Source organism: Streptomyces sp. NPDC059092, assembly GCF_042756365.1.
In the GTDB taxonomy this organism is placed as follows: Bacteria; Actinomycetota; Actinomycetes; order Streptomycetales; family Streptomycetaceae; genus Streptomyces.
Genome location: NZ_JBHZEJ010000034.1, coordinates 18,799 through 43,233, shown reverse-complemented (window position 1 = coordinate 43,233; position 24,435 = coordinate 18,799). Strand labels below are relative to the sequence as shown.

22 protein-coding genes and 1 tRNA gene are annotated in these 24,435 nt (G+C 70.5%); 14 read left to right on the top strand and 9 right to left on the bottom strand.

Features of this window, described 5'->3' with window-relative positions; all coding sequences use genetic code 11:
- Nucleotides 1–64 precede the first annotated feature (64 nt).
- The 4 genes from ACFXPL_RS20650 to ACFXPL_RS20635 all read right to left on the bottom strand — a co-directional run bounded on the left by ACFXPL_RS20650 (nt 65) and on the right by ACFXPL_RS20635 (nt 4,792).
- The gene (locus tag ACFXPL_RS20650) at nt 65–898 is read right to left on the bottom strand and encodes an S-methyl-5'-thioadenosine phosphorylase (protein ID WP_384921242.1); all 834 of its coding nucleotides are present in this window, start codon (nt 896–898) and stop codon (nt 65–67) included.
- A 128-nt stretch (nt 899–1,026) separates the two neighbouring features.
- Nucleotides 1,027–1,404, bottom strand: a complete 378-nt coding sequence (locus ACFXPL_RS20645) for an FmdB family zinc ribbon protein (protein WP_384921239.1) — start codon at nt 1,402–1,404, stop codon at nt 1,027–1,029.
- A 66-nt stretch (nt 1,405–1,470) separates the two neighbouring features.
- On the bottom strand, nt 1,471–2,793 hold the full coding sequence (locus tag ACFXPL_RS20640) for an MFS transporter (RefSeq protein ID WP_384921339.1): 1,323 nt from the start codon (nt 2,791–2,793) through the stop codon (nt 1,471–1,473).
- Nucleotides 2,794–3,238: 445 nt separating this feature from the next.
- Entirely contained in the window at nt 3,239–4,792 is a 1,554-nt protein-coding gene (locus ACFXPL_RS20635) for a potassium/proton antiporter (RefSeq protein WP_384921236.1), read from the bottom strand.
- Nucleotides 4,793–5,106: 314 nt separating this feature from the next.
- Between ACFXPL_RS20635 and ACFXPL_RS20630 the strand changes: the two genes are divergently transcribed.
- Entirely contained in the window at nt 5,107–7,953 is a 2,847-nt protein-coding gene (locus tag ACFXPL_RS20630; RefSeq protein ID WP_384921234.1) for a penicillin acylase family protein, read from the top strand.
- 100 nt (nt 7,954–8,053) lie between these two features.
- Here ACFXPL_RS20630 and ACFXPL_RS20625 read toward each other — a convergent pair whose 3' ends face one another.
- Entirely contained in the window at nt 8,054–8,722 is a 669-nt protein-coding gene (locus ACFXPL_RS20625) for a 5-formyltetrahydrofolate cyclo-ligase (protein WP_384921231.1), read from the bottom strand.
- 102 nt (nt 8,723–8,824) lie between these two features.
- Between ACFXPL_RS20625 and galU the strand changes: the two genes are divergently transcribed.
- From galU to ACFXPL_RS20570, 11 genes are all read left to right on the top strand, one after another.
- Nucleotides 8,825–9,727: a UTP--glucose-1-phosphate uridylyltransferase GalU gene (gene galU, locus ACFXPL_RS20620; RefSeq protein WP_384921229.1), complete on the top strand. Its 903-nt coding sequence runs from the start codon at nt 8,825–8,827 to the stop codon at nt 9,725–9,727.
- A 42-nt stretch (nt 9,728–9,769) separates the two neighbouring features.
- On the top strand, nt 9,770–11,098 hold the full coding sequence (glp, locus tag ACFXPL_RS20615) for a gephyrin-like molybdotransferase Glp (protein WP_384921336.1): 1,329 nt from the start codon (nt 9,770–9,772) through the stop codon (nt 11,096–11,098).
- A 70-nt stretch (nt 11,099–11,168) separates the two neighbouring features.
- The gene (moaC, locus tag ACFXPL_RS20610) at nt 11,169–11,768 is read left to right on the top strand and encodes a cyclic pyranopterin monophosphate synthase MoaC (RefSeq protein ID WP_384921226.1); all 600 of its coding nucleotides are present in this window, start codon (nt 11,169–11,171) and stop codon (nt 11,766–11,768) included.
- Nucleotides 11,765–12,304 carry a molybdenum cofactor biosynthesis protein B gene (locus ACFXPL_RS20605; RefSeq protein WP_384921223.1) on the top strand — a complete coding sequence of 180 codons (540 nt, stop codon included), beginning with the start codon at nt 11,765–11,767 and terminating at the stop codon, nt 12,302–12,304. Before moaC ends, ACFXPL_RS20605 begins: the two co-directional genes overlap by 4 nt.
- Nucleotides 12,301–12,924 carry a GNAT family N-acetyltransferase gene (locus ACFXPL_RS20600; protein ID WP_384921220.1) on the top strand — a complete coding sequence of 208 codons (624 nt, stop codon included), beginning with the start codon at nt 12,301–12,303 and terminating at the stop codon, nt 12,922–12,924. The genes ACFXPL_RS20605 and ACFXPL_RS20600 overlap by 4 nt, the downstream gene beginning before the upstream one ends.
- 142 nt (nt 12,925–13,066) lie before the next feature.
- On the top strand, nt 13,067–14,209 hold the full coding sequence (gene glpR / locus ACFXPL_RS20595) for a gephyrin-like molybdotransferase receptor GlpR (protein WP_384921217.1): 1,143 nt from the start codon (nt 13,067–13,069) through the stop codon (nt 14,207–14,209).
- Between the two features lie 106 nt (nt 14,210–14,315).
- Nucleotides 14,316–14,389 (top strand) — tRNA-Ala (locus ACFXPL_RS20590).
- A 452-nt stretch (nt 14,390–14,841) separates the two neighbouring features.
- The gene (locus ACFXPL_RS20585; RefSeq protein ID WP_384921214.1) at nt 14,842–15,225 is read left to right on the top strand and encodes a hypothetical protein; all 384 of its coding nucleotides are present in this window, start codon (nt 14,842–14,844) and stop codon (nt 15,223–15,225) included.
- 339 nt (nt 15,226–15,564) lie between these two features.
- Nucleotides 15,565–17,157, top strand: a complete 1,593-nt coding sequence (locus ACFXPL_RS20580) for an amino acid adenylation domain-containing protein (RefSeq protein ID WP_384921211.1) — start codon at nt 15,565–15,567, stop codon at nt 17,155–17,157.
- Between the two features lie 215 nt (nt 17,158–17,372).
- Nucleotides 17,373–18,581, top strand: coding sequence for a hypothetical protein (locus ACFXPL_RS20575; RefSeq protein WP_384921209.1), 1,209 nt, complete (start codon nt 17,373–17,375; stop codon nt 18,579–18,581).
- A gap of 33 nt (nt 18,582–18,614) precedes the next feature.
- Nucleotides 18,615–19,394, top strand: a complete 780-nt coding sequence (locus ACFXPL_RS20570; protein WP_384921206.1) for an enoyl-CoA hydratase-related protein — start codon at nt 18,615–18,617, stop codon at nt 19,392–19,394.
- Here ACFXPL_RS20570 and ACFXPL_RS20565 read toward each other — a convergent pair.
- Both ACFXPL_RS20565 and ACFXPL_RS20560 read right to left on the bottom strand, forming a co-directional pair.
- On the bottom strand, nt 19,381–20,748 hold the full coding sequence (locus tag ACFXPL_RS20565) for a damage-control phosphatase ARMT1 family protein (RefSeq protein ID WP_384921203.1): 1,368 nt from the start codon (nt 20,746–20,748) through the stop codon (nt 19,381–19,383). The genes ACFXPL_RS20570 and ACFXPL_RS20565 overlap by 14 nt on opposite strands.
- Nucleotides 20,749–20,805: 57 nt before the next feature.
- Complete coding sequence (locus ACFXPL_RS20560; protein WP_384921200.1) at nt 20,806–21,723, bottom strand: nitroreductase/quinone reductase family protein; 918 nt, start codon at nt 21,721–21,723, stop codon at nt 20,806–20,808.
- A 533-nt stretch (nt 21,724–22,256) separates the two neighbouring features.
- Between ACFXPL_RS20560 and ACFXPL_RS20555 the strand changes: the two genes are divergently transcribed.
- The gene (locus tag ACFXPL_RS20555; RefSeq protein WP_384921197.1) at nt 22,257–22,763 is read left to right on the top strand and encodes a DUF5949 family protein; all 507 of its coding nucleotides are present in this window, start codon (nt 22,257–22,259) and stop codon (nt 22,761–22,763) included.
- A gap of 22 nt (nt 22,764–22,785) precedes the next feature.
- Nucleotides 22,786–23,463, top strand: a complete 678-nt coding sequence (locus ACFXPL_RS20550; protein ID WP_384921195.1) for a vitamin K epoxide reductase family protein — start codon at nt 22,786–22,788, stop codon at nt 23,461–23,463.
- A gap of 108 nt (nt 23,464–23,571) precedes the next feature.
- Here ACFXPL_RS20550 and ACFXPL_RS20545 read toward each other — a convergent pair whose 3' ends face one another.
- The gene (locus tag ACFXPL_RS20545; protein ID WP_384921192.1) at nt 23,572–23,856 is read right to left on the bottom strand and encodes a hypothetical protein; all 285 of its coding nucleotides are present in this window, start codon (nt 23,854–23,856) and stop codon (nt 23,572–23,574) included.
- A 328-nt stretch (nt 23,857–24,184) separates the two neighbouring features.
- On the bottom strand, nt 24,185–24,424 hold the full coding sequence (locus ACFXPL_RS20540; RefSeq protein ID WP_384921189.1) for a chaplin: 240 nt from the start codon (nt 24,422–24,424) through the stop codon (nt 24,185–24,187).
- Nucleotides 24,425–24,435 lie beyond the last annotated feature (11 nt).

Below are 24,435 nucleotides of genomic sequence, written 5' to 3'. Positions count from 1 at the left end.
CAGGGCAATCCAAGATCGAGACACAGCGCGCCCAAGACACGACGAGATCCAAGGCACAGCGGGATCAGGGCAGTTGAATCCCCGTGTCCGTTCCGTCCAGCGCGTGCGCGCACAGACAGTCACGTGTCTCGTTCGACGGCAGTCCGGCCACGGCGTCGAAAAGCACGGTGCGCAGCCGGTCGACATTGGAGGCGAAGACCTTGAGGACTTCTTCGTGGGAGACCCCCTCGCCGGTCTCGGCCCCCGCGTCCAGATCCGTCACGAGCGTCATGGAGGTGTAGCAGAGACCCAGTTCACGAGCGAGTACGGCCTCGGGGTGACCGGTCATCCCGACGACCGACCAGCCCATCGCCGCATGCCAGCGCGACTCCGCCCGGGTGGAGAAGCGCGGTCCTTCGACGACGACGAGCGTTCCGCCGTCCACCGGCTCCCAGTCGCGCCCGCGCGCCGCTGCCAGGGTTGTCCTGCGCCCTTCAGGACAGTACGGATCGGCGAGCGAGACATGGACGACTTTGGAGGCGCTGCCGTCCGGCAGCGGCAGCCCGTCGTAGTACGTCTGGACGCGGGCCTTCGTCCGGTCCACCAGTTGATCGGGTACGAGCAGGGTGCCCGGGCCGAACTCCGGCCGCAGTCCGCCCACCGCGCACGGTCCCAGGACCTGCCTCACGCCGACGGAGCGCAGGGCCCACAGATTGGCGCGGTAGTTGATGCGGTGAGGAGGAAGGTCGTGCGAACGCCCGTGCCGGGGCAGGAACGCGACTTTCCGGCCGGCGATCTCGCCGAGGAAGAGAGAGTCACTGGGCGGTCCGTACGGGGTCTCCACCCGGACCTCGGTCACGTCCTTCAGAAAGGAGTAGAAGCCGGAGCCACCGATCACGCCGATCTCTGCATTCGCCATCCGGTCACACTAGCCGGGCTCGCCCGCCCGCACCTGGCAGGGGCCTGCCGGCCCACGGAGGCAGGCCCCGTACGCGAAGGACCCCGACCGTACGGAACGGCGGGGCCCTCGCGGTGAAAGGAGAGAAATCAGGCGGCCGACGAGCCGCTGGAGCTGCTCGACGAGCCGGAGCTCGAAGAGCTGGACCCACCGGAGGAGGATCCGGAGCCCGAAGAGGAGGACGAGGCCGACGCCGCGGCCTTGGAGTCCGAGGACGGCTTCGCACTCGAAGAGCCGGATCCGGAGGTCCCCGAGGAGCTCCCCGCCGCGGGCGCGCTGCTCGACGACGAGCCGCGGCTGTCGTTGCGGTAGAACCCGGAGCCCTTGAAGACGATACCGACCGCGGAGAAGACCTTCTTCAGGCGTCCTTCGCAACTCGGGCACACCGTGAGGGCATCATCGGTGAACTTCTGCACCGCCTCGAGGCCCTCGCCACACTCGGTGCACTGGTACTGGTAGGTCGGCACTTGCTCCTCCTGGCACTCTCACTCAATGAGTGCTAACGACGCTCCATACTGACGTATTCCGAGCGATCAGTCCACTGTCACCGGCGCGCGGTGACTCATCCCACGCAGGGCGACCCGTCCCGAGACCCTCGGAACGAGCCGTGAACGGAGCGCCACCAGGGTGGCCAGGGCCAGCGCCGTGCCCATGAGCGGCACCAGGAATCCGGCGCCCGCACCATGGGCGTCGGCCAACTGTCCCGCGGCCGTGACCGCTGCCGCCTGCCCGAGCGCGACCGCCCCGGTCAGCCAGGTGAACGCCTCGGTGCGTGCCGAGGCGGGCACCAGCGATTCGACCAGGGTGTAGCTCGTGATCAGGGCGGGCGCGATGCAGAGGCCGACCAGGAGTCCGAGGCCGGCGAGCAGCGGTACCGAGTGCGCCGTCCAGAGCGCGGACGCGGCGAGGGTCAGTGCCGCGTACCCGACCAGCAACCTGCGGCGGGGCCCGATCTTCCAGGCCACGGCTCCGCAGACGAGGCCGGCGAGCATGTTGCCCGCCGCGAAGATCCCGTACAGGAGGCCGTTCATGCCGGGGTCGCCGATCTCCTCGGCGAACGCCGTGAGGGAGACCTGCATACCGCCGAAGACCGAACCGATCCCGAGGAGGGCCACAGCCAGTACGCGCACACCAGGTACGGAGAGTGCGGAGACGCGCGGCTCCGCGGAGCCGCCCGCCCCGCCGTGCCGGTCCGACCGGGGCTCCGTGGCGCGCTGGGCCGCGAAGAGCAGCCCGCCCACCAGCGTGAGCGTGGCCTCGGCGATCAGCCCGGCCGCCGGGTGGACCCCCGCGCACAGCGCGGTCGCGAGCACAGGGCCGATGACAAACGTGAACTCATCCGTCACGGACTCGAAGGCGGCAGCCGTGGGCAGCAGGGACGAAGAGCCGCGGGTGCCCGAGGCCGGGCCGGGATCCGAGTCCGGGCCGGAGGCCGGGACCAGGTCGGAGGGGCCCAGCAGCGCTGCCCAGCGCGAGCGGACCATGGGGCCGATCTGCGGGACCGAGGCGCCGGTCGGGACGGCCGCGGCGAACAGCGCCCAGAGCGGGGCGCCCGCCAGCGTGAGCGCGACCAGGGTCGCCACGGCCGCCGCGTGGATCAGCACGCCCGGTATCAGGACGGCGCGCTGCCCGTACCGGTCCGCGAGCTTGCCGCCCTGCGGGGCGAAGAGCGCCATGGACACACCGGTGACCGCGGCGACAGCGCCGGCGGCGCCGTACGAACCGGTGGTGTGCTGGACAAGGAGGACGATGCCGATGGTCAGCATCGCGAAGGGCTGGCGCGCGGCGAAGCCGGGGATCAGGAAGGTCCACGCACCGGGAGTGCGCAACAACCGTCCGTAGCCCGGGCGGGGCATCGCGCCCTCCGCCTCGACAGCGCCGGTGCCGGCGCTGGTGTTGACCGTGTTGCGGGACACGGCCCATGCCTTTCTGCCGCCTGGTAGCGCGCCCCTGTACGGCCTCCGTCGGTTACGGAGGCGGGCGCAGCCGAGAGCTGTCCTCTTGCGCGGAACTGCGGTAGATACCAGGGCCCACTGAGGGGGCAGCCACGGCCGCCATACGGTCGCGCCAGCACTGCGTCAGGCAGAGTTGGTCGATCAGTAGATGATGCAGATGTCCAGCTGGATACAGATGTAAAAACAGTTGATCACGTGCGCCTTTATCGTACAGGCACGTGTTCCTGTGCGCCTGAGAAAGCCCGATCACACCGAGTGCGCGCCTGCGATTGCTCCGGCGCTCGTCTCACGCCCCCACACCCCGCCTGGCGCCCTCCTCGTACTCGCCTCACGTCCCCGCGGGTGCTCAGAGGAGCTTGCCGCCGGCGCCGGCTCCCGTACCCGCGCCGTTGCCCGTACCCAGCCAGCCGGCCAGCTTTCCGCCCTGTCCGACCGCCCGCAGTCGCCGCTCCGCCGCGTCCCGTACCGGATCCGTCGCCACCACGAGCAGTTCGTCGCCACGGCGCAGCACGGTAGCGGGCAGGGGTACGAAGCTCTTCTCGTCCCGGACGATCAGCGTCACCGCGGACCCGGGCGGCAGTCGTAGCTCCGCCACCTCCACGCCGTGCATCTTCGACCCCTCCGGGATCGCCACGGAGAGGAGATGGCCGCGCAGCCGTTCCAGCGGCGCCGACTCGATGCCCAGGTCGGAGGCGTCGGAGGAGCGTCCGAGCCGCAGCGCTTTCGCCAGCCAGGGCAGGGTCGGCCCCTGCACCAGCGTGTACACGACGACCAGGATGAAGACGATGTTGAAGATCCGCAGACTGCCCTGTACCTGCGAGACCATCGGGATGGTCGCGAGGATGATGGGCACCGCGCCGCGCAGCCCCGCCCAGGACATCAGGGCCTGCTCCTGCCAGGGGATCCGGAAGGGCAGCAGGCTGATCATGACGGAAAGCGGCCGGGCCACCACCGTCAGGACCAGGCCGACGATCAGCGCGGGCAGGAAGTCGTCGCCCAGTTCGTGCGGCGTCACCAGCAGTCCGAGCAGGACGAACATGCCGATCTGCGCGATCCAGCCCAGCCCCTCCGCGAAGCCGCGGTTCGCCGGGGCGTGCGGCAGTTTGGAGTTACCGAGGATCATGGAGGCGATGTAGACGGCGAGGAAGCCGCTGCCGTGCGCCGTGGCGCCGACCGCGTACGCCGACACCGCGATCGCCATCACGGCGATCGGGTAGAGCCCGGAGGCCGGCAGGGCCACGTGCTTCAGCCCGAAGGCACCGGCCCAGCCGACGGCGAGCCCGATGACCGCGCCGATCGCCAGTTCCAGGACGATCTCGCCGACGAGGATGTACCAGTGCTCGACCGGGCCCACCGCCGCGAGCGCGACCACGATGATCACCACAGGGGCGTCGTTGAACCCGGACTCGGCCTCCAGCGCCCCGGTGACCCGGGACGGCAGCGGCACCTTGCGCAGCACGGAGAAGACGGCCGCCGCGTCCGTCGAGGAGACGACGGCCCCGATGATCAGGGCCTGCCGCCAGTCCAGGCCGATCAGGTAGTGCGCGGCGGACGCCGTGACGCCGACGCTGATCGCGACCCCCACCGTCGACAGGGCGGCGGCGACGGGCAGCGCCGGTTTCACTTCCTTCCACTTGGTGCCCAAACCGCCCTCGGCCAGGATCACCACCAGTGCGGCATAGCCGATCACCTGCGTCAGCTCGACGTTGTCGAACTTCACATGGAAGAGGCCGTCCTGCCCTATGACGACACCGATCCCCAGGTACAGCAGCAGGCTGGGGAGGCCGCTCCGGGACGAGATCCGGACGGCGGCGACCGCGATCAGCAGCACGAGCGAGCTGATGAGCAGCAGTTCGTTGAGATGGTGAACAGACAGCGGCCGATCCTTCCCCTCGCGCACGCCGGATCGTTCCTCCGGGAGCCAGTACTTCGTTACCTTACCTAATCTTTAACGTTTTCTTGACGCTTTCGATCGCCAGTACGAGCGTTGGTGTGATTTCCATCGCGGCCGAGGGGTGCGTCAGGCGTGCGAAGCGGTACGACAAGGGTGAAGCGTGGTGAATTCGTAGAGGAATCCATGCGTCAACCTCTGTGTGATCATTCTGTGATCGTCGGATCAGTCGCACTACATGACACCGCGTCGGGGGCGCCGAACCCCTGCGCCTATGGTTGCTCCAGCATTTCCAGGACCACCCTGCCCCTCGAAGGACAGCGATGCCCGCCAACACAGCCCCCCCTTCCGTCAAAAAGAAGGGGCGACGCGCCCGTCTGATCGTGATCGTCCTGGTGCTGGCGCTTGTCGCGGGTGTCGGATACGGCGCGTTCTGGGGCGTCAGTACGGCCCGAGCCTCGTTCCCGCAGACCACGGGGACCGTCACGCTCAAGGGCCTGTCAGGATCCGTGGACGTCCGGCGCGACAGCCACGGCGTCCCCCAGATCTACGCGAACAGTGACGCCGACCTCTTCCGCGCCCAGGGATACGTCCAGGCGCAGGACCGCTTCTGGGAGATGGACGTACGGCGGCACATGACCGCCGGCCGGCTCTCCGAGATGTTCGGAAAGAGCCAGGTCAAGACCGATACCTTCCTGCGCACCCTGGACTGGCGCGGAGTCGCGCAGCGCGAGTACGACACCGAGTTGTCGGCGGAGACCAAGAAGAACCTCCAGTCGTACGCGGACGGCGTCAACGAATACCTCAAGGGCCGCGGCGGCAAGGACATCTCGGTCGAGTACGCGGCCCTGAGCTTCACCAACGACTACACGCCGGGGAAGTGGACCCCGGTCGACTCGGTGGCCTGGCTCAAGGCGATGGCCTGGGACCTGCGCGGCAACATGCAGGACGAGATCGACCGCTCGCTGCTGACCAGCCGCCTGAGTGAGCAGCAGATCAAGGACCTGTACCCGGCGTACCCGTACGACCGGAACAAGCCGATCGTCAGCGAGGGCGGGATCGACCCGGTCACGGGCGCGTACGACCCCAAGGCCGAGCCCACCGGCACCGGCGGCAGCGGTACGGACGGCAGTGGCACGGGCACAGGGATCGGCGGCGGCACCGACGGCTCGACCATCGACGGCACAGGCACAGGCACAGGCACAGGCACAGGCACAGGCACAGGTTCCAACGTCTCCCTGCGGTCCACCAGCGCCGCCGGTGCGGCGCAGGGCCTCGAAGCACAGCTCGGCGCGCTCTCCGGCACCCTGGACGAGATCCCCGCCCTGCTCGGCCCGAACGGCAGCGGTATCGGTTCCAATTCCTGGGTCGTCTCCGGCCGGTACACGACGACGGGCAAGCCGCTCCTCGCCAACGACCCGCACCTCGCGCCGCAGCTCCCCTCGCTCTGGTACCAGATGGGGCTGCACTGCCGCAGCGTCTCGCCGACCTGCAAGTACAACGTCGCCGGCTACACCTTCGCGGGAATGCCCGGAGTGATCATCGGCCACAACCAGGACGTCGCCTGGGGCTTCACCAACCTCGGCGCCGACGTGACCGACCTGTACCTGGAGAAGGTCAGCGGGGACACGTACCAGTACGGGTCCCAGAAGAAGAAGTTCAAGGTCCGTGACGAGATCATCAAGGTCGCCGGCGGCGCGAGCAAGAAGATCACGGTCCGCTCGACGGACCACGGCCCCGTGGTCTCCGACCGCGACGACGCCCTGGAGAAGGTCGGGGAGAAGGCCCCGGTCGGCGATGTCGCCCCTGACCGCGGCAGCGGCTACGCGGTCTCCCTGCAGTGGACCGCACTCCAGCCCGGCAAGTCCATGGACGCCGTTTTCGAGCTCAACAGGGCCGAGGACTTCTCCGGCTTCCGCAAGGCCGCCGAGCATTTCGAGGTTCCCTCGCAGAACCTCATCTACGCCGACACCAAGGGCAACATCGGCTACCAGGCACCCGGCCGGATCCCGGTCCGCTCCGAGGGCGACGGCACGATGCCGGCGCCCGGCTGGGACCCGAATTACAAGTGGAAGGGGTACATCCCCTTCGATGAGCTGCCGTACGAGTACAACCCCGAGCGTGGCTACATCGTCACCGCCAACCAGGCCGTCGTGAACGCGGAGAAGTCCCCGTACCTGCTGACCGAGGACTGGGGCTACGGCGCTCGCAGCCAGCGGATCAACGACTTGATCGAGTCGAAGACCAAGGACGGCGGGAAGATCTCGACCGACGACATGCAGACCATGCAGATGGACAACAGCAGCGAGATCGCCAAGGTGCTGATGCCCTACCTGCTCAAGATCGATGTCTCGGACCCGTCCGTCCGCGAGGCCCAGAAGCTCCTCGAAGGCTGGGACTACACCCAGGAGCCCGACTCGGGTGCCGCCGCCTACTTCAACGCGGTCTGGCGCAACGTCCTCAAGCTGGCCTTCGGGAACAAGCTTCCCAAGGAAGTGCGTGTCAAGGACGAGTGCCTCACTGTCCGTCCCGCCGACTCGACCGGCCCGGCGGACGGCCTCGACGAGCTCGTACGGGAGTGCGGCCAGCGCGACCCCGACCAGGCGCAGCCGGACGGCGGTGACCGCTGGTACGAGGTGGTGCGCAAGATCGTCAAGGACGAGGGCAACGAATGGTGGAGCTCTCCGAAGAGCCGCAAGGACGCCGCCACGACGACGCGTGACGGGCTCCTGAAGCGCGCCATGAAGGACGCGCGCTGGGAGTTGACGGCCAAGCTCGGCAAGGACGTCTCCAGTTGGAGCTGGGGCCGTCTGCATCAGCTCCAGTTGGAGAACCAGACCCTCGGCACCGAGGGGCCCGGATTCCTCAAGGAGATACTCAACCGCGGCCCGTGGAACCTCGGCGGTGGCGAGGCCGCGGTCAACGCGACCGGCTGGAACGCCGCCGGCGGCTACGAGGTCGTCTGGGTGCCGTCCATGCGGATGGTCGTCAATGTCGGTGACTGGGACAAGTCCCGCTGGATCAACCTGACGGGCGCCTCGGGGCACGCCTACAGCGCGCACTACACCGATCAGACGGACAAGTGGGCCAGGGGTGAACTGCTGGACTGGTCCTTCACCCCCAACGCGGTGCAGAACAGTACGAAGGACACGCTGACGCTGGAGCCGTAACCGCGGGGGCCCCTACAGGGCCCTTGCGGCGTTTCGAAGGGGGGCTCTTCCGGCATCCGATCGCATCATCGGATCGATCGCCGCACCGGAAGAGCCCGCCTCAAGAGCCGACCGGGCCGTCGGCGCTGCGGGCGTCGTCAGTGCCGTCGGTGCTGTCAGCCCTCCCGGGGCCGCCGAAGCGTCTGATGCCCTCCGGTGTCACCACGGCCTGTACGGGGTGGTCGTGCGGTTCCTCCGGGACCCGCGCGACCACCTCGTTCGCGTACAGCAGCACCACGAGCGCCGGTGCGGCGCCCGCCCGTGCCAGCCGGCTCAGGATCCGGTCGTACGAGCCTCCGCCCCGGCCCAGCCGCATTCCTCGCCCGTCCACCGCGAGACCGGGCAGCAGGACCGCCTCCGCCGCCAGGACAGCCTCCGGGCCCAGCCGGGGCCCCTCGGGCTCCAGCAGCCCCCGTCCGGCCCGTACGAGCCGTTCTGCGCCCTCGTAGCGGGCCCAGTCGAGATCGTTGTCGGCCATCAGCACCGGCAGCAGGACCCGGACGCCCCGTGCGCGCAGGGCGTCGAGCACCGTGCGCGTTCCCGGCTCACGTCCGACCGACACATAGGCGGCGACGGTGCGGGCACGGGCGAGTTCCGGCAGATCCAGTGCCCTCCGTGAGAGAACCTCCGCGGCCTTTTGTACGTCTTCACCGGACAGCAGGCCACGCGCGGCGAGGAGTTCACTTCGCAGAACGCTCTTTCCCGGCGTGTCGGGCAAGTCGGCGCTCACGGGGCATCACAAACCTCTCGTACCTCGCCTATGGGCTCGTATGAGTCGAAAGTTAACCGAAGCATCATCTTCCGCCCATACGCAGCGGATAGGCTCCCCGGCATGACTCATTCGCCCTCCAGGATCACCAAGGCTGTCATCCCCGCCGCAGGCCTCGGCACCCGGTTCCTCCCCGCCACCAAGGCCACGCCCAAGGAGATGCTGCCGGTCGTCGACAAGCCGGCGATCCAGTACGTGGTCGAGGAGGCGGTGGCCGCGGGGCTCTCCGACGTCCTCATGGTCACCGGTCGCAACAAGCGCCCTCTTGAGGACCACTTCGACCGGAACTACGAACTGGAACAGGCGCTGACCCGTAAGGGCGACGCCGGGCGCCTCGCGAAGGTTCAGGAGTCCAGCGACCTCGCCACCATGCACTACGTGCGTCAGGGCGATCCCAGGGGCCTCGGTCACGCCGTCCTGTGCGCAGCCCCGCACGTCGGGGACCAGCCCTTCGCGGTCCTGCTGGGCGACGACCTGATCGACCCGCGCGACCCGCTGCTCGCGCGCATGGTCGAGATCCAGGAGCGGGAGGGCGGCAGTGTCGTCGCCCTCATGGAGGTCGATCCGGCGCAGATCCACCTGTACGGCTGCGCCGCCGTGGAACCCACGGGCGACGCCGACGTGGTCAAGGTGCACGACCTGGTCGAGAAGCCCGACGCCGCCGACGCCCCCAGTAATTACGCCATCATCGGCCGCTACGTGCTGGACCCCGCCGTCTTCGAGATACTCCGCAGGACCGAGCCGGGCCGCGGGGGTGAGATCCAGCTCACCGACGCCCTCCAGCAGCTCTCCGCGGACGAGAAGGTCGGCGGCCCGGTCCACGGCGTCGTCTTCCAGGGCCGCCGCTACGACACCGGTGACCGGGGCGACTATCTCCGTGCCATTGTCAGACTCGCGTGCGAACGTGAAGACCTGGGCCCGGACTTCCGGACCTGGCTCCGCAGTTACGTCAGCGAGGAGATGTAGCACTTGAGCAGCACGGCAGACGCCCCGGACCCGGGCCTGGGCCTGGGTACGGACCCGGTCCCGGCCTCCGGGCAGGACCGGATCTGGTCCGTGGAGGACCATCTCGCGGACATCCTCGCCGCGGTCCGTCCGCTCGACCCCATCGAGCTGCAACTGCTCGACGCCCAGGGCTGCGTCCTCGTGGAGGACGTCACGGTTCCGGTCGCGCTGCCGCCGTTCGACAACAGTTCCATGGACGGGTACGCCGTCCGTACGGCCGATGTGACGGGCGCCACGGAGGAGTTCCCCGCCGTGCTGACCGTCGTCGGGGACGTGGCCGCGGGCAGCGGCGCGCTCCCCGAGGTCGGTCCCGGGCAGGCCGCCCGGATCATGACCGGGGCTCCGCTGCCGCCCGGTGCCGAGGCCGTCGTCCCGGTCGAGTGGACCGACGGCGGTATGGGCGCCGGCGCGGCCACCTCGATGCGCCCGGCCGCCGGGGGAGGGGCCGGCGCGAGCGGCGAGGTACGGGTCCACCGCCCGGCCGAGGCCCGCGCCCACGTCCGCGCCCGCGGCAGCGATGTCCGCGCCGGTGACCTCGCCCTGAAGGCCGGTACGATCCTCGGCCCGCCGCAGATCGGCCTGTTGGCGGCCATCGGCCGGGGCAGGGTCAGGGTCCGCCCGCGCCCGCGGGTGGTCGTCCTCTCCACCGGGAGCGAGCTGGTCCAGCCGGACGAGTCCCTCGACGAGGGCCAGATCTACGACTCCAACAGCTTCGCCCTCACCGCCGCGGCCAGGGACGCGGGTGCCATCGCGTACCGGGTCGGGGCCGTCACCGACGACGCGGACACCCTGCGCGCCACGATCGAGGACCAGCTCATCCGCGCCGACATGGTCGTCACCACGGGCGGCGTCAGCGTCGGGGCGTACGACGTCGTCAAGGAGGCGCTCTCCTCCGTGGGGGACGAGGACGAGGCGGGCGGCGGGATCGACTTCCGCCGCGTCGCGATGCAGCCAGGCAAGCCCCAGGGGTTCGGCTCGATCGGCCCGGAGCACACCCCGCTGCTCGCCTTCCCCGGCAACCCGGTGTCGTGCTACGTCTCCTTCGAGCTGTTCGCGCGCCCGGCGATCCGCGCCCTCATGGGCCTGGAGGACCTGCACCGTACGACGGTCAAGGCGCCCCTCAAGGCGGACAGAACGCTCTCGTCCCCGGCGGGCCGCCGCCAGTTCCTGCGCGGTACGTACGACGCCGAGGCGGGCGCCGTCACCCTGGTCGGCGGCTCGGGCTCCCACCTCGTGGCGGCCCTGGCCCACGCCGACGCGCTGATCGTGATCCCGGAGGAGACCGTCTCCGTCGAGCCCGGCACGGAGGTCGAGGTGGTTCTGATCGGCTGACGCCCCGCGGTGGCGGTACCGTGGCTGCCCACACAGGCCCTGTCGGGCCCGGACCAGGAGCGCCACAGCAATGACTGTGTTTTCCCGGGGGGCGACCCCCGGACACCCTCAGCAGGCCGACGAGAGCGGTTCGAGCGGTCAGGACGGCCCGACCGAGGCGGGACAGAACGGCCTGACCCACATCGACGCGTCGGGCGCCGCCAGAATGGTCGACGTCTCCGCCAAGGAGGTCACGGCACGCACCGCGCGCGCCAGCGGCCGGGTGCTGGTCTCGCCGCGCGTCGTCGAACTGCTCAGGGGCGAGGGAGTGCCCAAGGGGGACGCGCTCGCCACGGCCCGTATCGCGGGCATCATGGGCGCCAAGCGGACCCCTGACCTCATCCCGCTCTGCCATCCGCTGGCCGTGTCGGGCGTCAAGCTCGACCTCTCGGTCGCGGACGACGCGGTCGAGATCCTGGCGACGGTGAAGACCACGGACCGCACGGGCGTCGAGATGGAGGCCCTCACCGCCGTCTCGGTGGCCGCGCTGACCGTCGTCGACATGGTGAAGGCCGTCGACAAGGGCGCGGTCATCACGGACGTACGGGTCGAGGAGAAGACCGGCGGCGCGTCCGGAACCTGGAACCGCCCGGAGGCGGCCGACGACGGAGCCGCCGGGGGTACGGCATGAGCACACCGCCCCCCGGCCACCCGGGACCGCCGAGCGGGGCACCCTCGTCGCCGTACCGTGCCCTGGTCGTCACGGCGTCCAACCGGGCCGCGGCGGGCGTCTACCCCGACAAGGGCGGCCCGCTCCTCGCCGACGGTCTCGGCGCGCTCGGCTTCGCCGTCGACGGCCCGCGGGTCGTCCCCGACGGCGACCCGGTCGAACAGGCCCTGCGCGAGGGCGTGGCCGCCGGGTACGACGTGATCCTCACCACCGGGGGTACGGGCATCTCGCCCACCGACCGCACCCCGGACGCCACGCGCCGCGTGCTCGACCACGAGATTCCCGGCATCCCGGAGGCGATCCGCGCGGAAGGCGCGGCGAAGGTCCCCACCGCCGCGCTCTCCCGGGGCCTGGCGGGCGTCGCGGGGCAGACCCTGATCGTGAACCTGCCGGGCTCCACCGGCGGCGTACGCGACGGGCTCACCGTGCTCGACCGGCTGCTCGTCCACGCCGTGGACCAGATCCGCGGCGGCGATCACCCCCGCGTCTCCGGATGAACCCGGCCTGGCCCGCGATGCTGGTGGACGGCGAGGTGACCCTCCGCCCCATAAGGCTGCGCGACCAGCGCGCCTGGCGGGAGGTGAACCGGCGCAACCGCGACTGGCTGCGCCCCTGGGAAGCGACGATTCCGCCGCCGCCCCCCGGCGGCCCACTCGCCCAGCGCCCCACATACCGCCAGATGGTCCGCCACCTCCGCGCCGAGGCGAACGCGGGCCGGATGCTGCCGTTCGTCATCGAGTACCAGGGGCGGCTGGTCGGCCAGCTCACGGTCGCCGGGATCACCTGGGGCTCGATGTGCTCCGGCCATGTCGGCTATTGGGTGGACCGCGAGGTGGCGGGCCGCGGAGTGATGCCGACGGCCGTCGCGCTCGCCGTGGACCACTGCTTCCGGATGGTGGGGCTGCACCGCGTCGAGATCTGCATCCGCCCCGAGAACGGCCCCAGCCGCCGCGTCGTCGACAAGCTCGGCTTCCGCGAGGAAGGGCTGCGGCCCCGCTATCTCCATATCGACGGAGCCTGGCGGGATCACCTCGTCTACGTCCTCACGGCGGAGGAGGTCCCCGAGGGGCTGGTCCACCGCTGGCGCAGAGAGCGGCCGGGAACGACCAGAAAATAAAACAAACGTTCGATATTGCGTTACGTATGCCCATAAACCAATACGAACAATCACAAAAAAAGTCCGTGATATCAGCCGGATCGTGCGACACACCGGCCCAATTGGCCGATGCCCTCGTGCGAACCCCTCTACGGTGTGAACCGTGAGCAGCAGCGGCCTCATCTACGCAGTCATCGTCGGGGCCTGGGCCGCCTACTTGGTGCCGATGTGGCTCCGCAGGCAGGACGAGCTGAACGAGGCACGTCCGACGGAACGCTTCAGCACCGCCATCCGGCTGCTGTCCGGACGGGCGGCCATGGAGCGCCGTTACGCCAAGGAGCTTCAGGGGCGAGCCGCCGAGGAGGCGGGGGCCGACGTGGAACCGGAGAGCCGTACGGAGTCGATGAGCTCCGTCGACGTCCGGGCCTTCGCCGCGCCTCCGGACCATACGGAGCTCCGGATGAGCGTCCGCGCGGAGATCCCCGCACCGGCCAGGTCGGCACAGCCCAGGCCGGCGGCGCCCCACCCCGAACCCCGCCCCGCGCCTCGACCCGCCGCCCCCGAGCGCCCCGCGTCCAAGCTACGCGCGCGCCCCGCGGGCACTCCGGCCGAACGGGCCCGGCGCGCACAGCGCTCCCAGGTCCTCGCCCGCCGCCGGCGTACCACCATGATCCTCTTCCTCTCCTTCACCCTCGGCGCGATCGTCGCGGCGGTCGGCGGCCTGGGGTTCCTCTGGGCGCCCGCGGTCCCGGCCATACTCCTCAGCACATACATCGTCCACCTGCGCGGCCAGGAGCGGCGCCGCTTCGCGTTCACCATGGACCGGCGCCGGGCCGAGGCCGCCGCGCAGCGCCTGCGCGAGAACCGCTCCCCGCGCCGACAGCCCGCCGCGTCCGGGGCCGACGAGCCCGAACAGGAGCCGGAACCCTGCCCTGAACCTGAGCCGGCCGCCACGGTCTCTCCCCAGGAGGCGGGCCGCCGAGCCCTGGTCGAGCAGACCGACCACGCGGAATGGGTCGACCAGCAGCGCGAACGCGGCCCGGCCCGCGGCGAGAGCTGGGAGCCGGTCCCGGTGCCCCTTCCCACGTACGTCACGGCCCCGGTCGCCCCCCGCGCCTCCAGCGGCGTGGAGGTCGGCGACCCGGAGACCTGGAGCGCGGCCCGCTCCTCCACGGCCGAACCGGTGCCGGACCCCACCCCCGCCCCGCGCACCCCACCCCAGCGCCGCACTCGCGACCACGGCAGGACCCCGCTCTTCGACCAGTACGACGAAGAAGACGACCGCCCCCGCGCGGCCAACGAGTAACCAGCCCCGCGACGTGCTCGGCAGGCCGCGGGCCGCCCGCCCGTGACCAGCCGCTCACGGATTTCCGGACACGGCCGGGAGGGTGCTAAAGTTTCACTCGTTGCAAGGGCCTGTGGCGCAGACTGGTAGCGCACCTCGTTCGCATCGAGGGGGTCAGGGGTTCAAATCCCCTCAGGTCCACAGCAGCTCAAAGCCCCTGCCGGGGAAACCCGGTAGGGGCTTTTTGGTGCCGTACAGCAGTGACGAAACGTTCGGCGGACGCGGCCAGGTCGGCCGATTTCTGACCGGGGGCGAGGCGGAGCCGGGGCCGGGGCCCGGCCGAGGTGGGTCGGGCCGCCGGCCGTGGCAGGGCGCGACGCCGGCCTGCTCAGGATCAGGCCGTCCCTCACCCGGCGACTCTCCTGCCAGGCAAAGGCGATCGGCCGCAGCCTGGAGCGTCGAGGTCGCTCATGCAGTGGCGTGCTCCACCTTGAGGTCCTGAACCATGCCCGCTCCACGCCGGGTGGGATGGGAGCTCTGGGGTAGGCGATGAGGTGGGTGTGACACGGCAGGCCCTGAACCTCTCGTTACGGAGGAAGGGCCTCCGGCCAATTCGCCTGATCAGGCGGCGTGTGGCGCCGTAGGCTCGGTTCGTGACGACCGAAGACAGCGCGCTGGGAACCGTCAAGCACTGGCAGGACTGCGTGGATGTGTACGACTTCCTGGAGCAGGTCCGGCGGCGGCCCCGGATGTGGTTGCCCGGAGGGTCGCTGGAGCATCCGCGGTCCCTTCTCATCGGGTACCGGATCGCACTCGCTGTACACGCCATCGACGAGCCCTTTGCCTTCTGGCCCGAGGAAGGCTTCACCCACTGGCTCCGCGAGCACTACGGCATCTGCAGCTCTCTCGCCTGGTCGGCGGAGATCGAGCGCCGGACCCCCTCCGGTTCGACGCCGATCGACGAGTTCTTCCGGCTGTTGGACCACTATCGGCGCGACGCGGCGGAGCCGGAGCGCGCCGGCGGCGACATGCGGTGAGCGGCTGATCCGGGGGTGCCTTCCTGAGGCTCGGAGCGTCGACTTCCTCCGCCGGGCCGTAGTGGTTGGAGGTCCCGGAGGCTCGGCGCGCAGCTTCCCCCACCTGTGGTGTCGTCGCACTGTGTGGCGAAGGTTGCCGGTGGGGTGGAGGGCGGTACATGTGGCTGATTAGGCGTCAGTTCTTGTCTGGTCAGGCGTAGTTGAGAGTTAAAGCGCGCGCACTACAGTCGGACGGAAGACCGCGTGGGGCGTCGGCCCCCGACGGCCAGTGGACCGCAAGGCGTTCGAAATACCGGACCCCCATCCGTCGCTCGAAACAGCCAGGAGGTCTCCCCTCCCATGCATCTGGACCACCTCACACCGCGGGACCGCGAGCTCTTCAGGCGGTTCGGGTACGGGCCCGCCGTGCGCGTTCCGTACGCCCTTGTGCACCATGCTTTCGAACAGCAGGCGCTGGCCGTGCCCGATGCCGTGGCCGCCGAGCACCGCGGTGCCACCGTCACGTACGCGGAGCTGAACCGCCGCGCGGAGCGGCTCGCGGGTCGGCTCCGGTGTGCCGGGGTGCGGCCGGGTGACCGTGTCGGGCTTTTCGTGCGGCGCTCGATTCCGATGCTGGTGGGGCTGCTCGGGACGCTCAAGGCCGGTGCCGCGTACGTACCGCAGGACATCGGCCTCGCGCCCGCCGCCCAGCTCCGTCATGTCATCCGTACGGCCGCCACTCGGGTCGTCCTCACCCAGCGGGAGTACGCGCACCGTGTGCCCTTACCCGCCGGGGTGCGCCATCTCGTCGAGGTGGATGAGGCGGATGAGGTGGATCGCCTCGACGGGGATGGGCTCGACGGGGACGGGCCGGCGGGAGGGGGGTTCGCGCGACACGGTGTGGCGGGGCCCGACGACGGGTGTTACGTCCTTTTCACCTCCGGCACCACCGGCCGGCCCAACGGGGTCACCGTCACCCACCGGAACGTGGCCAACATCCTGTTCACCGAGCCCGGCAGCCTCGGTGTCCGGCCCGGTCTGCGTGTCGCCCAGCTCCTCAACATCGCCTTCGACATGGCGGCCTGGGAGATCCTCGGCTGCCTCAGTCATGGCGGCACCCTCGTCATCCGCGGCAAGGACATCGCGGAGACGGCGCGCACCGCGGACGTCCTCGTCGCGACCCCCACCGTCCTCGCCTCCATCGACCCGGCCACCTGCCCCCGGGTGCGGGCGGTCGCGGTCGCCGGGGAGCCCTGCCCGCGCCCCCTCGCCGATCTGTGGGCGGGGCGCTGCGCCTTCCACAACGCCTGCGGCCCGACGGAGACCACGATCGTCAACACGATGCAGCGCCATCACCCGGACGCGGAGCTGCTGACGATCGGCCGCCCGACGCCCAACAACGCGGTGTACGTCCTCGACGAGCGGCGCCGCGCCCTCCCCATCGGCGAGGTGGGGGAGATGTGGGCGGGCGGCGACTGCGTATCGGCCGGCTATCTCGGCGACGATGCCCTGACCGCCGAACGGTACGCGCCCGACCCGTACCTCGGTGGGGACCACCGCATGTTCCGTACGAGAGATCTCGGCCGCTGGACACCCGACGGCGAGCTGGAACACCTCGGCAGGACGGACGATCAGGTCAAGATCCGCGGCTTCCGCGTCGAACCGGACGCCGTCTCCGCCGTCCTGGAGTCCCTGCCGGGGTGCGCCCGCGCGGTCACGCTCAAGCGCGACGCCCAGCATCTCGTCTCGTTCGTCTGCCCCCAGGACGTCGACCCGGTGGCGGCGCGCGGGGCGGTGGCCGCGGCGCTCCCGTACTACTGCGTGCCGTCCGCCGTGCTGCCCCTCGCCGCCCTGCCGGAGACCGACCGGGGGAAGATCGACAAGGCGGCGCTGCTGCGGCTCGCCACGGGGGACACCGACCGGGCCGCGCGCGTAGGGGTGGTGGGGGCGTGACGTTCTCCGTCGGTGAGGAGAGCGTCCGCCGGGCCTCGACGCCGGCGCCGGCCCAGACGCAGACGCAGACGCAGACGCCGGCCCAGACGCCGGCGCGGACAGGGTCTTCGGCCGCGGGCTCGCCCGCGCCGGTGGCGCCGCCCGTCGACGTCGACGCCGTCTCCCTTCCCCCGCTCATCTCCTGGCCCAGGCGGCTTTTCAAACACCCCCGCCTCATGCACTACAACCGCCTCGCCGCCCTCGTTCTCCTCGCCAACCTCGGCTTCCTCGCGGCGGGCCCGCACAGCCCGCGCACCCTCGGCCATGCCGCCCTGGCCAACCTGGCGCTCGCCGTCGTCGTGCGCCAGCAGTACGTCATCAACCTGCTGTTCCGGCTGGCCACCCGGCCGTCCACGCGCCGGCCGCTCAAGCTGCGCCGGACGCTCGCGAAGGTGTACCACTTCGGGGGGCTGCACGTGGGCGGGACGGTGGCCGGGGCGTTGTGGTTCCTGGGCCAGACCGTTGTCCTGACCGTCGGAAGCACCGGCGCGGGCGTCGCGCTGCTTGTCGTCGCCTACACGCTGATCGCCCTGCTCGCCGGCATCATCGCCACCGCGCTGCCGCCCTTCCGCTCCCGCTTCCACGACCGCTTCGAGAAGATCCACCGCTACGGCGGCTGGGCGGCCCTCGCGCTCTTCTGGGCGCATACGGTGCTCTCCGCGCTCCCCCCGCTCTCCGCCGGCGGACCGGTCGTCGCCGAGCCCGGCCTCTGGGTGCTCGCCCTTGTCACCTTCTCCGTCGCGCTGCCCTGGCTGCGGCTGCGCGAGGTCGGCGTACGGATCGAACGGCCCTCGTCCCATGTCGCGCTGGCCCACTTCGACCACGGCGTGACCCCGTTCGCGGGTTCGTCCACCACGATCAGCCGCAGCCCGCTCAAGGAGTGGCACTCGTTCGCCAACGTGCCTGCCCCGGGGCGCTCCGGATTCCGGCTCACCATCTCCCGCGCGGGCGACTGGACCGGCTCCTTCATCGACGACGCGCCCGAGCGGGTGTGGGTCAAGGGCATCACCACGGCGGGCGTCGCGAACATCGAGACGCTGTTCCGCAAGGTGATCTACGTGGCCACCGGCAGCGGCATCGGCCCCTGCCTGCCCCATCTGCTCGCCGCCGAGGTGCCGGCACGGCTGGTCTGGGCGACGCGCGATCCGCGGGTGACGTACGGGGACGGGCTCGTCGACGAGATCCTCGTCGTCCAGCCGGACGCGCTCATCTGGGACACCTCGCGCCACGGCAAACCCGACATGGTGCGGCTCGCGTACGCCGCGTACCGCGACTTCGGTGCCGAGGCCGTCATCTGCATCTCCAACAAGAAACTCACCTGGCAGGTCGTGCACGGTCTCGAACGCCGTGGCATCCCCGCGTACGGCGCGATCTGGGACTCGTGACGTCCCGCCGGACCCCGATCGGAGGCATCTTCCGTGGACCTGAACATCAAGACCGAGCGTGGCGGCCCGGACGGCCGGGTCGTGACCGTACGGCTCCACCGGCCCCATGTGCTCAATGCTCTCAGCAGTGCCCTCTTGGCCGAACTCCTCGATGTATTACGTCCGTTGGACCGTGATCCGGGCGTCGGCTGCTTTGTCGTCACCGGGTCCGAGAGGGTCTTCGCGGCCGGCGCCGACATCAGGGAGATGGCGGGGAAGACGGCCGTCGAGATGGCGGACGAGGACTACTTCGCGGAGTGGGAGGAGTTCGCGGCCTTCCGTACTCCGAAGATCGCGGCCGTCAACGGCTATGCGCTGGGCGGTGGTTGTGAGCTGGCGATGATGTGCGACATCGTGATGGCGGGAGAGTCCGCCGTCTTCGGGCAGCCGGAGATCACGCTCGGTGTGATCCCCGGCATCGGCGGCACCCAGCGCCTCACCCGGCTGGTGGGCCGCGCCAAGGCCATGGATCTCGTCCTCACCGGCCGCACGATGGACGCGGCCGAGGCCGAGCGGTCCGGGCTGGTGTCCCGGGTGGTGCCCGACGACCGGGTGCTGGAGGAGGCGACGCGGGCCGCCACCGCCGTCGCCTCGTACGGCAGACAGGCGGTGACGGCGGCGCGCGAGGCGGTCGACCGGGCGCTGGAGACCGGGCTGCGCGACGGGGTCCTCTTCGAACGGCGGTTGTTCCACGCGCTGTTCGCGACCGAGGACCAGAGCGAGGGCATGCGCGCGTTCCTGGAGAAGCGCGAGCCCCGCTTCACCGGTCGCTGAGGTCGCCGGGGCCGGGGTCGCCGGGGTCGCCGAGCCGGGTCTGGATCAGGGCGTGGGTGCCGCTGGTCCGCCAGGAACTCCCCTTCTCCGTCGTACGTGCGTCCAGCGACTTCAGGGTGGCGTCGCTCAGGCCGACGATCACATCGGACTTCAGGGTGCGCAGCGCGGTCACCGGGCTCGGGAAGTACGCGGTGCGCCCGGCGAAGGGCAGGGTGGCGGGCCAGGCGCGGTCGCCGACCAGGCGGCGGTAGTTCAGGTCGCCCTTCACCAGCGTCACGGCGGCCTCCGCGAGTTCGCTCCGCAGGTCGCCGGGCATCGCGTCGAAGGGCAGCGGAGCGCGGAAGAAGTCGTGCGCGCGTACGTCGAGGCGTCCCGTCGCCATCGCGGACCACAGGCGCTCGCCGATCTCCGCGGCGTACCCGGGCGCCTCGCGCAGTCGGCGCAGCGCGTCGACGACGTCCGGGAGGGTCGCGTCGGACACGTAGTACGGGCACGGCTTGACGTGCAGCACGGCGCGGGCGGCGCGGCCGGTACGGAGGAGGTGGTCGAGGAGGACCAGGTCGGGGATCAGCTCACGGCCGGAGTTGTCCGCGATCAGATGGACGGGCCGGGTGGCCTGGGCGGGCGCACCGGCGGGGAGCAGGGACCACAGCGGGGCGCTGTCGTCCGCGACGAGCGGCGAGTCCGTACCGGAGCCGTCGCCGGAGCCGGAACCTCTGCCGGAAGCGGAAGCGGAAGCGGAAGCGGAAGCGGAAGCGGAAGCGGAAGCGGAACCGGAACCGCCCCCGTCCCCCGGGGAGGAGGGCGACGAGATACGGAAGCCCAGGTCGGCCCGGTTGCCCCAGAGCGAGGCCAGCAGGAGCGCGTACGCCTGGTCGTCGTCGCGCCGCCCGGGACCGTCCGCCACTGTGGCGAGGCCGTCCAGGGCGGTGAGTTCGTCGTCGACCGCACCGGTCCGCAGCTCGGCGCGCTTGAACGGCGCGAAGGGGTCGACGCCCTGCCAGGGGCCGGGGGTGAAGTACCCCACGGCCCCCAGCAGCCTGCGGTAGAAGTAGCTCTCGCTCCACAGGAACGGTGCGTCGAACCACGACCGGCCCACCTGCTCGTCGTACCCCCAGCTCCGCCACCGGCCGAGGTCATGGGCGTCCGCGGCGAGCGGCTCCATCACCCCGTCCGTGACCTCCCGGAGGAGCGCGTCGAGGGCCTCGTGCTGCTCGGGGCCGTAGGGGAACGCGTCACGGACCTGCTGGATGAGCGCCGGATGGCGGGTGGCCAGGACGCTCCGGGCGAACGAGCCGGGCTCGTTGCCCAGGATCACGGGCGCGTCGTCTGCTGCTGGGGGAACCGCGGGCATGGCCTTCACGTACTCCTTCTACTCCGACTGCCTCCTGACGCTGATGACGCTAACGGGTCATGGTGCGGTCGGGGGGAACGGTATGGCGGCCAGGACCGGCAGCAGCGACTCCTCCTCGTAGTCGAGGTGTGCCGTCAACTCGGTCGTCAGCCGGTCGAGTTCGGTACGGAAACGGCCGGGATCCGCCGTGCCGGCATCCGCCAGCAGGGCGTGCAGCTCGCCCTGGACGCGGGCGACCGTGCGGTGTTCCTCGGCGAGTCGGGCGAACACGTCCGACAGGTGGGGGTGGCTGCGCGCGAGCACGGGGAACATGTGGGCGTCCTCGCTGGTGTGGTGGAACGTCAACGACTCGCAGAACGCCAGGCAGTGCTGGCGCAGTTGGAGGCCGAGCCCCGGTGCGGGCGGCGCTCCGGGACCCTGGTGCGCCGCCCGCGCGGCGAAGTGGTCGTCCGCCTCGGCGCGTACGTGTTCCAACTGCGCGCGCAGCCAGGTGTGGATCTCCACCAGCTTCTCGGCGAGATTGGCCGGGCCCGCCTTTCCTGCCGCTTCCGCTTCGACGGCGTCGGGTTCGGAGCGCTCCAGCACCACGACCGGCAGGATCCTGTCGGTGCCGGCCTGGTAGTCGGCGTACCCGGGCGCCGCCCGCACGACGCGCTCGAAGAGCAGGTCGCGCCGCTCGCCCTCGGCGGGGACGGCGATGGCCCCGTACGTCTGCTTGCCGATCTCCACGCGCACCATGGGGTGGGCGAGCAGGTTGTGGTACCAGTCGGGATGACGGTGGCTGCCGCCGGCCGAGCCGACGATCAGCAGCAGGTCACCGTCGCGCACATAGCCGAGCGGAGTGGTGTTCTCCGCCCCGGACCGTGCGCCGGTGGTGGTCAGCAGGAGAAGGTCGCCGCCCTCGAAAGGGCCGCCGACCTTTCCCTCGTTGGCCCGGAACTCCTCGATGACGGACTGGTTGAAGGACATGGGCATACGGCTGTGACTCTCCAGGAAAAGAGGAAATGCGGAAAAGGGATGGGTGAGGCCACGCGCGGGCCCTTGTCCTGGAATACGCCGACCGCGGCGGTGCGAGGCGCACTGCATCGCGCCGGGCGGAACGGCACAGAAGGAAACAGGAAGGAGAAAGACAGCGGGCTCTCAGGAAGACAGCTGCCGGAAAGACAAGGGACGGCGACGCGACGTGCGGGAACGCGTACGGCAGTAGTGACGCCGAGTACGCGGGAGATGTCAGACGCGGGGTGCGGAGTATGAACTCATGGCATCGTCCCTCGGTAATGGTGTCCGCTCGAACGCCGGCCTGCCCACAGCTCTCTGGCCGGTGTCGCGCTACACGCCGACCATTACAGCCATCCCGCGGTGCCCTGTCAATCCGGAAGCATTGGCCTCTCTCGTACGGGGGGACGATTGCCCGGTGGCAGGCGTTGGCCGTAACTGTCCTGCGTAGTAGCCCACTTGGGTGACACGGGCTCACGGATATTCTCCGCGGGCCACTACTGTGCCCAGACATGACCTCTACCAATACCGCGGCGAACCATGCCCACTACGCGTCCCTTCTGGGCACCCTCTCGGTGATTGCCTGGACGAGCGATCCCGCCGCCGGAGAGCGCAACGCGCCCTTCCTGCTGGCCTATTCACTCGGCGACGGCCGGGACGGACCCGAGGCCGGCGGGGAGGCGATGCGTGCGGTCCTCGCGGACATCGGGCTGAAGCCCGGCAGCGAGGTGGTCGATGTTACGCAGTCGCCCAACATCCCGATCAAGCTGATCGTGGAGGCGGGCCGGGCCGTGCTGACCATGCCGTATCTCCACGCGCAGTGCGCCGTACCGCCGGAGTGGGAGCAGGACGCGCGCGACGCCGGGCAGGTCTACTTCCTGGTCGCGACCCGGCCGTGGGCCGAGGGAACTCCGGGGAAGCCGGTCGGTGAGGAGCAGTTGCGCGCCTTCGCGGGCGACGAGGAGATGCTTCTGAGCGCCGCGCACTGTCTGCTGCCGGTACGCGGCCTGCGCGGCTGAGCGACGAGCGGGGAGCGGGGACATGGCAGCGGCATCGACCGAGTACAGGTCCGCCCGGGAAACGGAAGCGGAAGCAGAAGCGGTGGCGGAGGCGGTGCGCGACGCCGACGGGGACACGCGCGGCGTGCGGGGCGCGAGCCGGGCGCTCGCCCTGCTGCTGGTGGTCACGGGGGCGGCGGGGCTGCTGGCCGCGTGGGTGATCACGATCGACAAGTTCAAGCTGCTGGAGGACCCCGATTTCACCCCGGGGTGCAGCCTGAACCCGGTGGTGTCCTGCGGCAACATCATGAAGAGCGCCCAGGCGTCGGTCTTCGGCTTCCCCAACCCGATGCTCGGCCTCGCCGCCTACGCGGGCGTCGTCTGTATCGGTGCGGGGCTGCTGGCCGGGGCCCGTTACCGGGGCTGGTTCTGGCGGGGGCTGAACGCGGGGACGCTCTTCGGCGTCGGGTTCTGTACCTGGCTCCAGTACCAGTCGCTGTACAGCATCAACGCGCTCTGCCTCTGGTGTTCCCTGGCGTGGGTCGCGACGATCCTGATGTTCTGGTACGTCACCGCCCACAACGTCCGTACCGGGGTGCTGCCCGCGCCGGCCGCGCTGCGCGGCTTCCTCGGCGAGTTCACCTGGGTCCTGCCCGTGCTCCACATCGGGGTCATCGGGATGCTGATCCTGGCCCGCTGGTGGGACTTCTGGACGAGCTGACACCGCCGCAGGGCCCGAGCCGGCCGGTCATGCCCGATCGGCCCCGCCCGCCCCTCAAGGCGGTACGCCATGAGGGGCGGTGGCGGGACGGCGGCGACTACGTGGTGACTACTTGCCGAGCGGGAGTCCGCCGAGCAGCTTGTTCCCCTGCTGGGGCTTGTTGAGGCTGTCGGTGGCGCCCTTGACCGCGTTGAGCACGGAGCCGTCGTTCTCGGTGTCCAGCGCGTTGGTGTGCAGCGGCTTGGCGTCGCGCAGACCCTCGCTCGCCACGCTGTCCAGCGCGCCGTTCAGGCTGAACGAGGGGGTCTTCGCCTCGGCGGCGAACGCCGGAGCGGCGGCCCCCAGCGCGACCATGGAACCGGCGACGACGGCAGCGATCTTCATGGGCTTCATGGTGATTCCTTCTCCTTGTGATGTCCGGTGCGCCTGGGTGCGAGTCAACTCGCCCCGCGCACAGGCCCTTTGGGAGGTTTCCCTCCCGTGGCCTCGTTCTCTCTAACGATTCCCCGGCGCGCCGGAAACCCCGTGCGGAAGGAATTCTGGGCGGGCCACCCGAATGAAGGGGTAATTCCTCGTATTCTCCTATCAGTCCGCCGGTGGAGTGATAGGGCCGGAGCGTGGTGGTGGGGAAGGCGGCGGTGAGGGACGCACGCGGAAAACGGGCTCACATGGGAAAGCCGCCCTCCCCCCGGGGGAAGGCGGCTCCGCTGAGGGAACGGCGTCAGTGGTTGACGCAGACGTTGCCGAACGCCGGGTTCAGCAGGCCGATGACGTCGACGGTGTTGCCGCAGATGTTGATCGGCACGTGCAGGGGGACCTGGACGATGTTGCCGGACAGGACGCCCGGGGAACCGATGGCCGCGGCCGAAGCGCCACTGTCGGCAAAGGCGGCGCCGGAGGCACCGGCGACAGCGGCGACGGCCGCGGTGGAGAGAACAACAGCCTTGGCGATACGCGACATGGGGAAGGGCT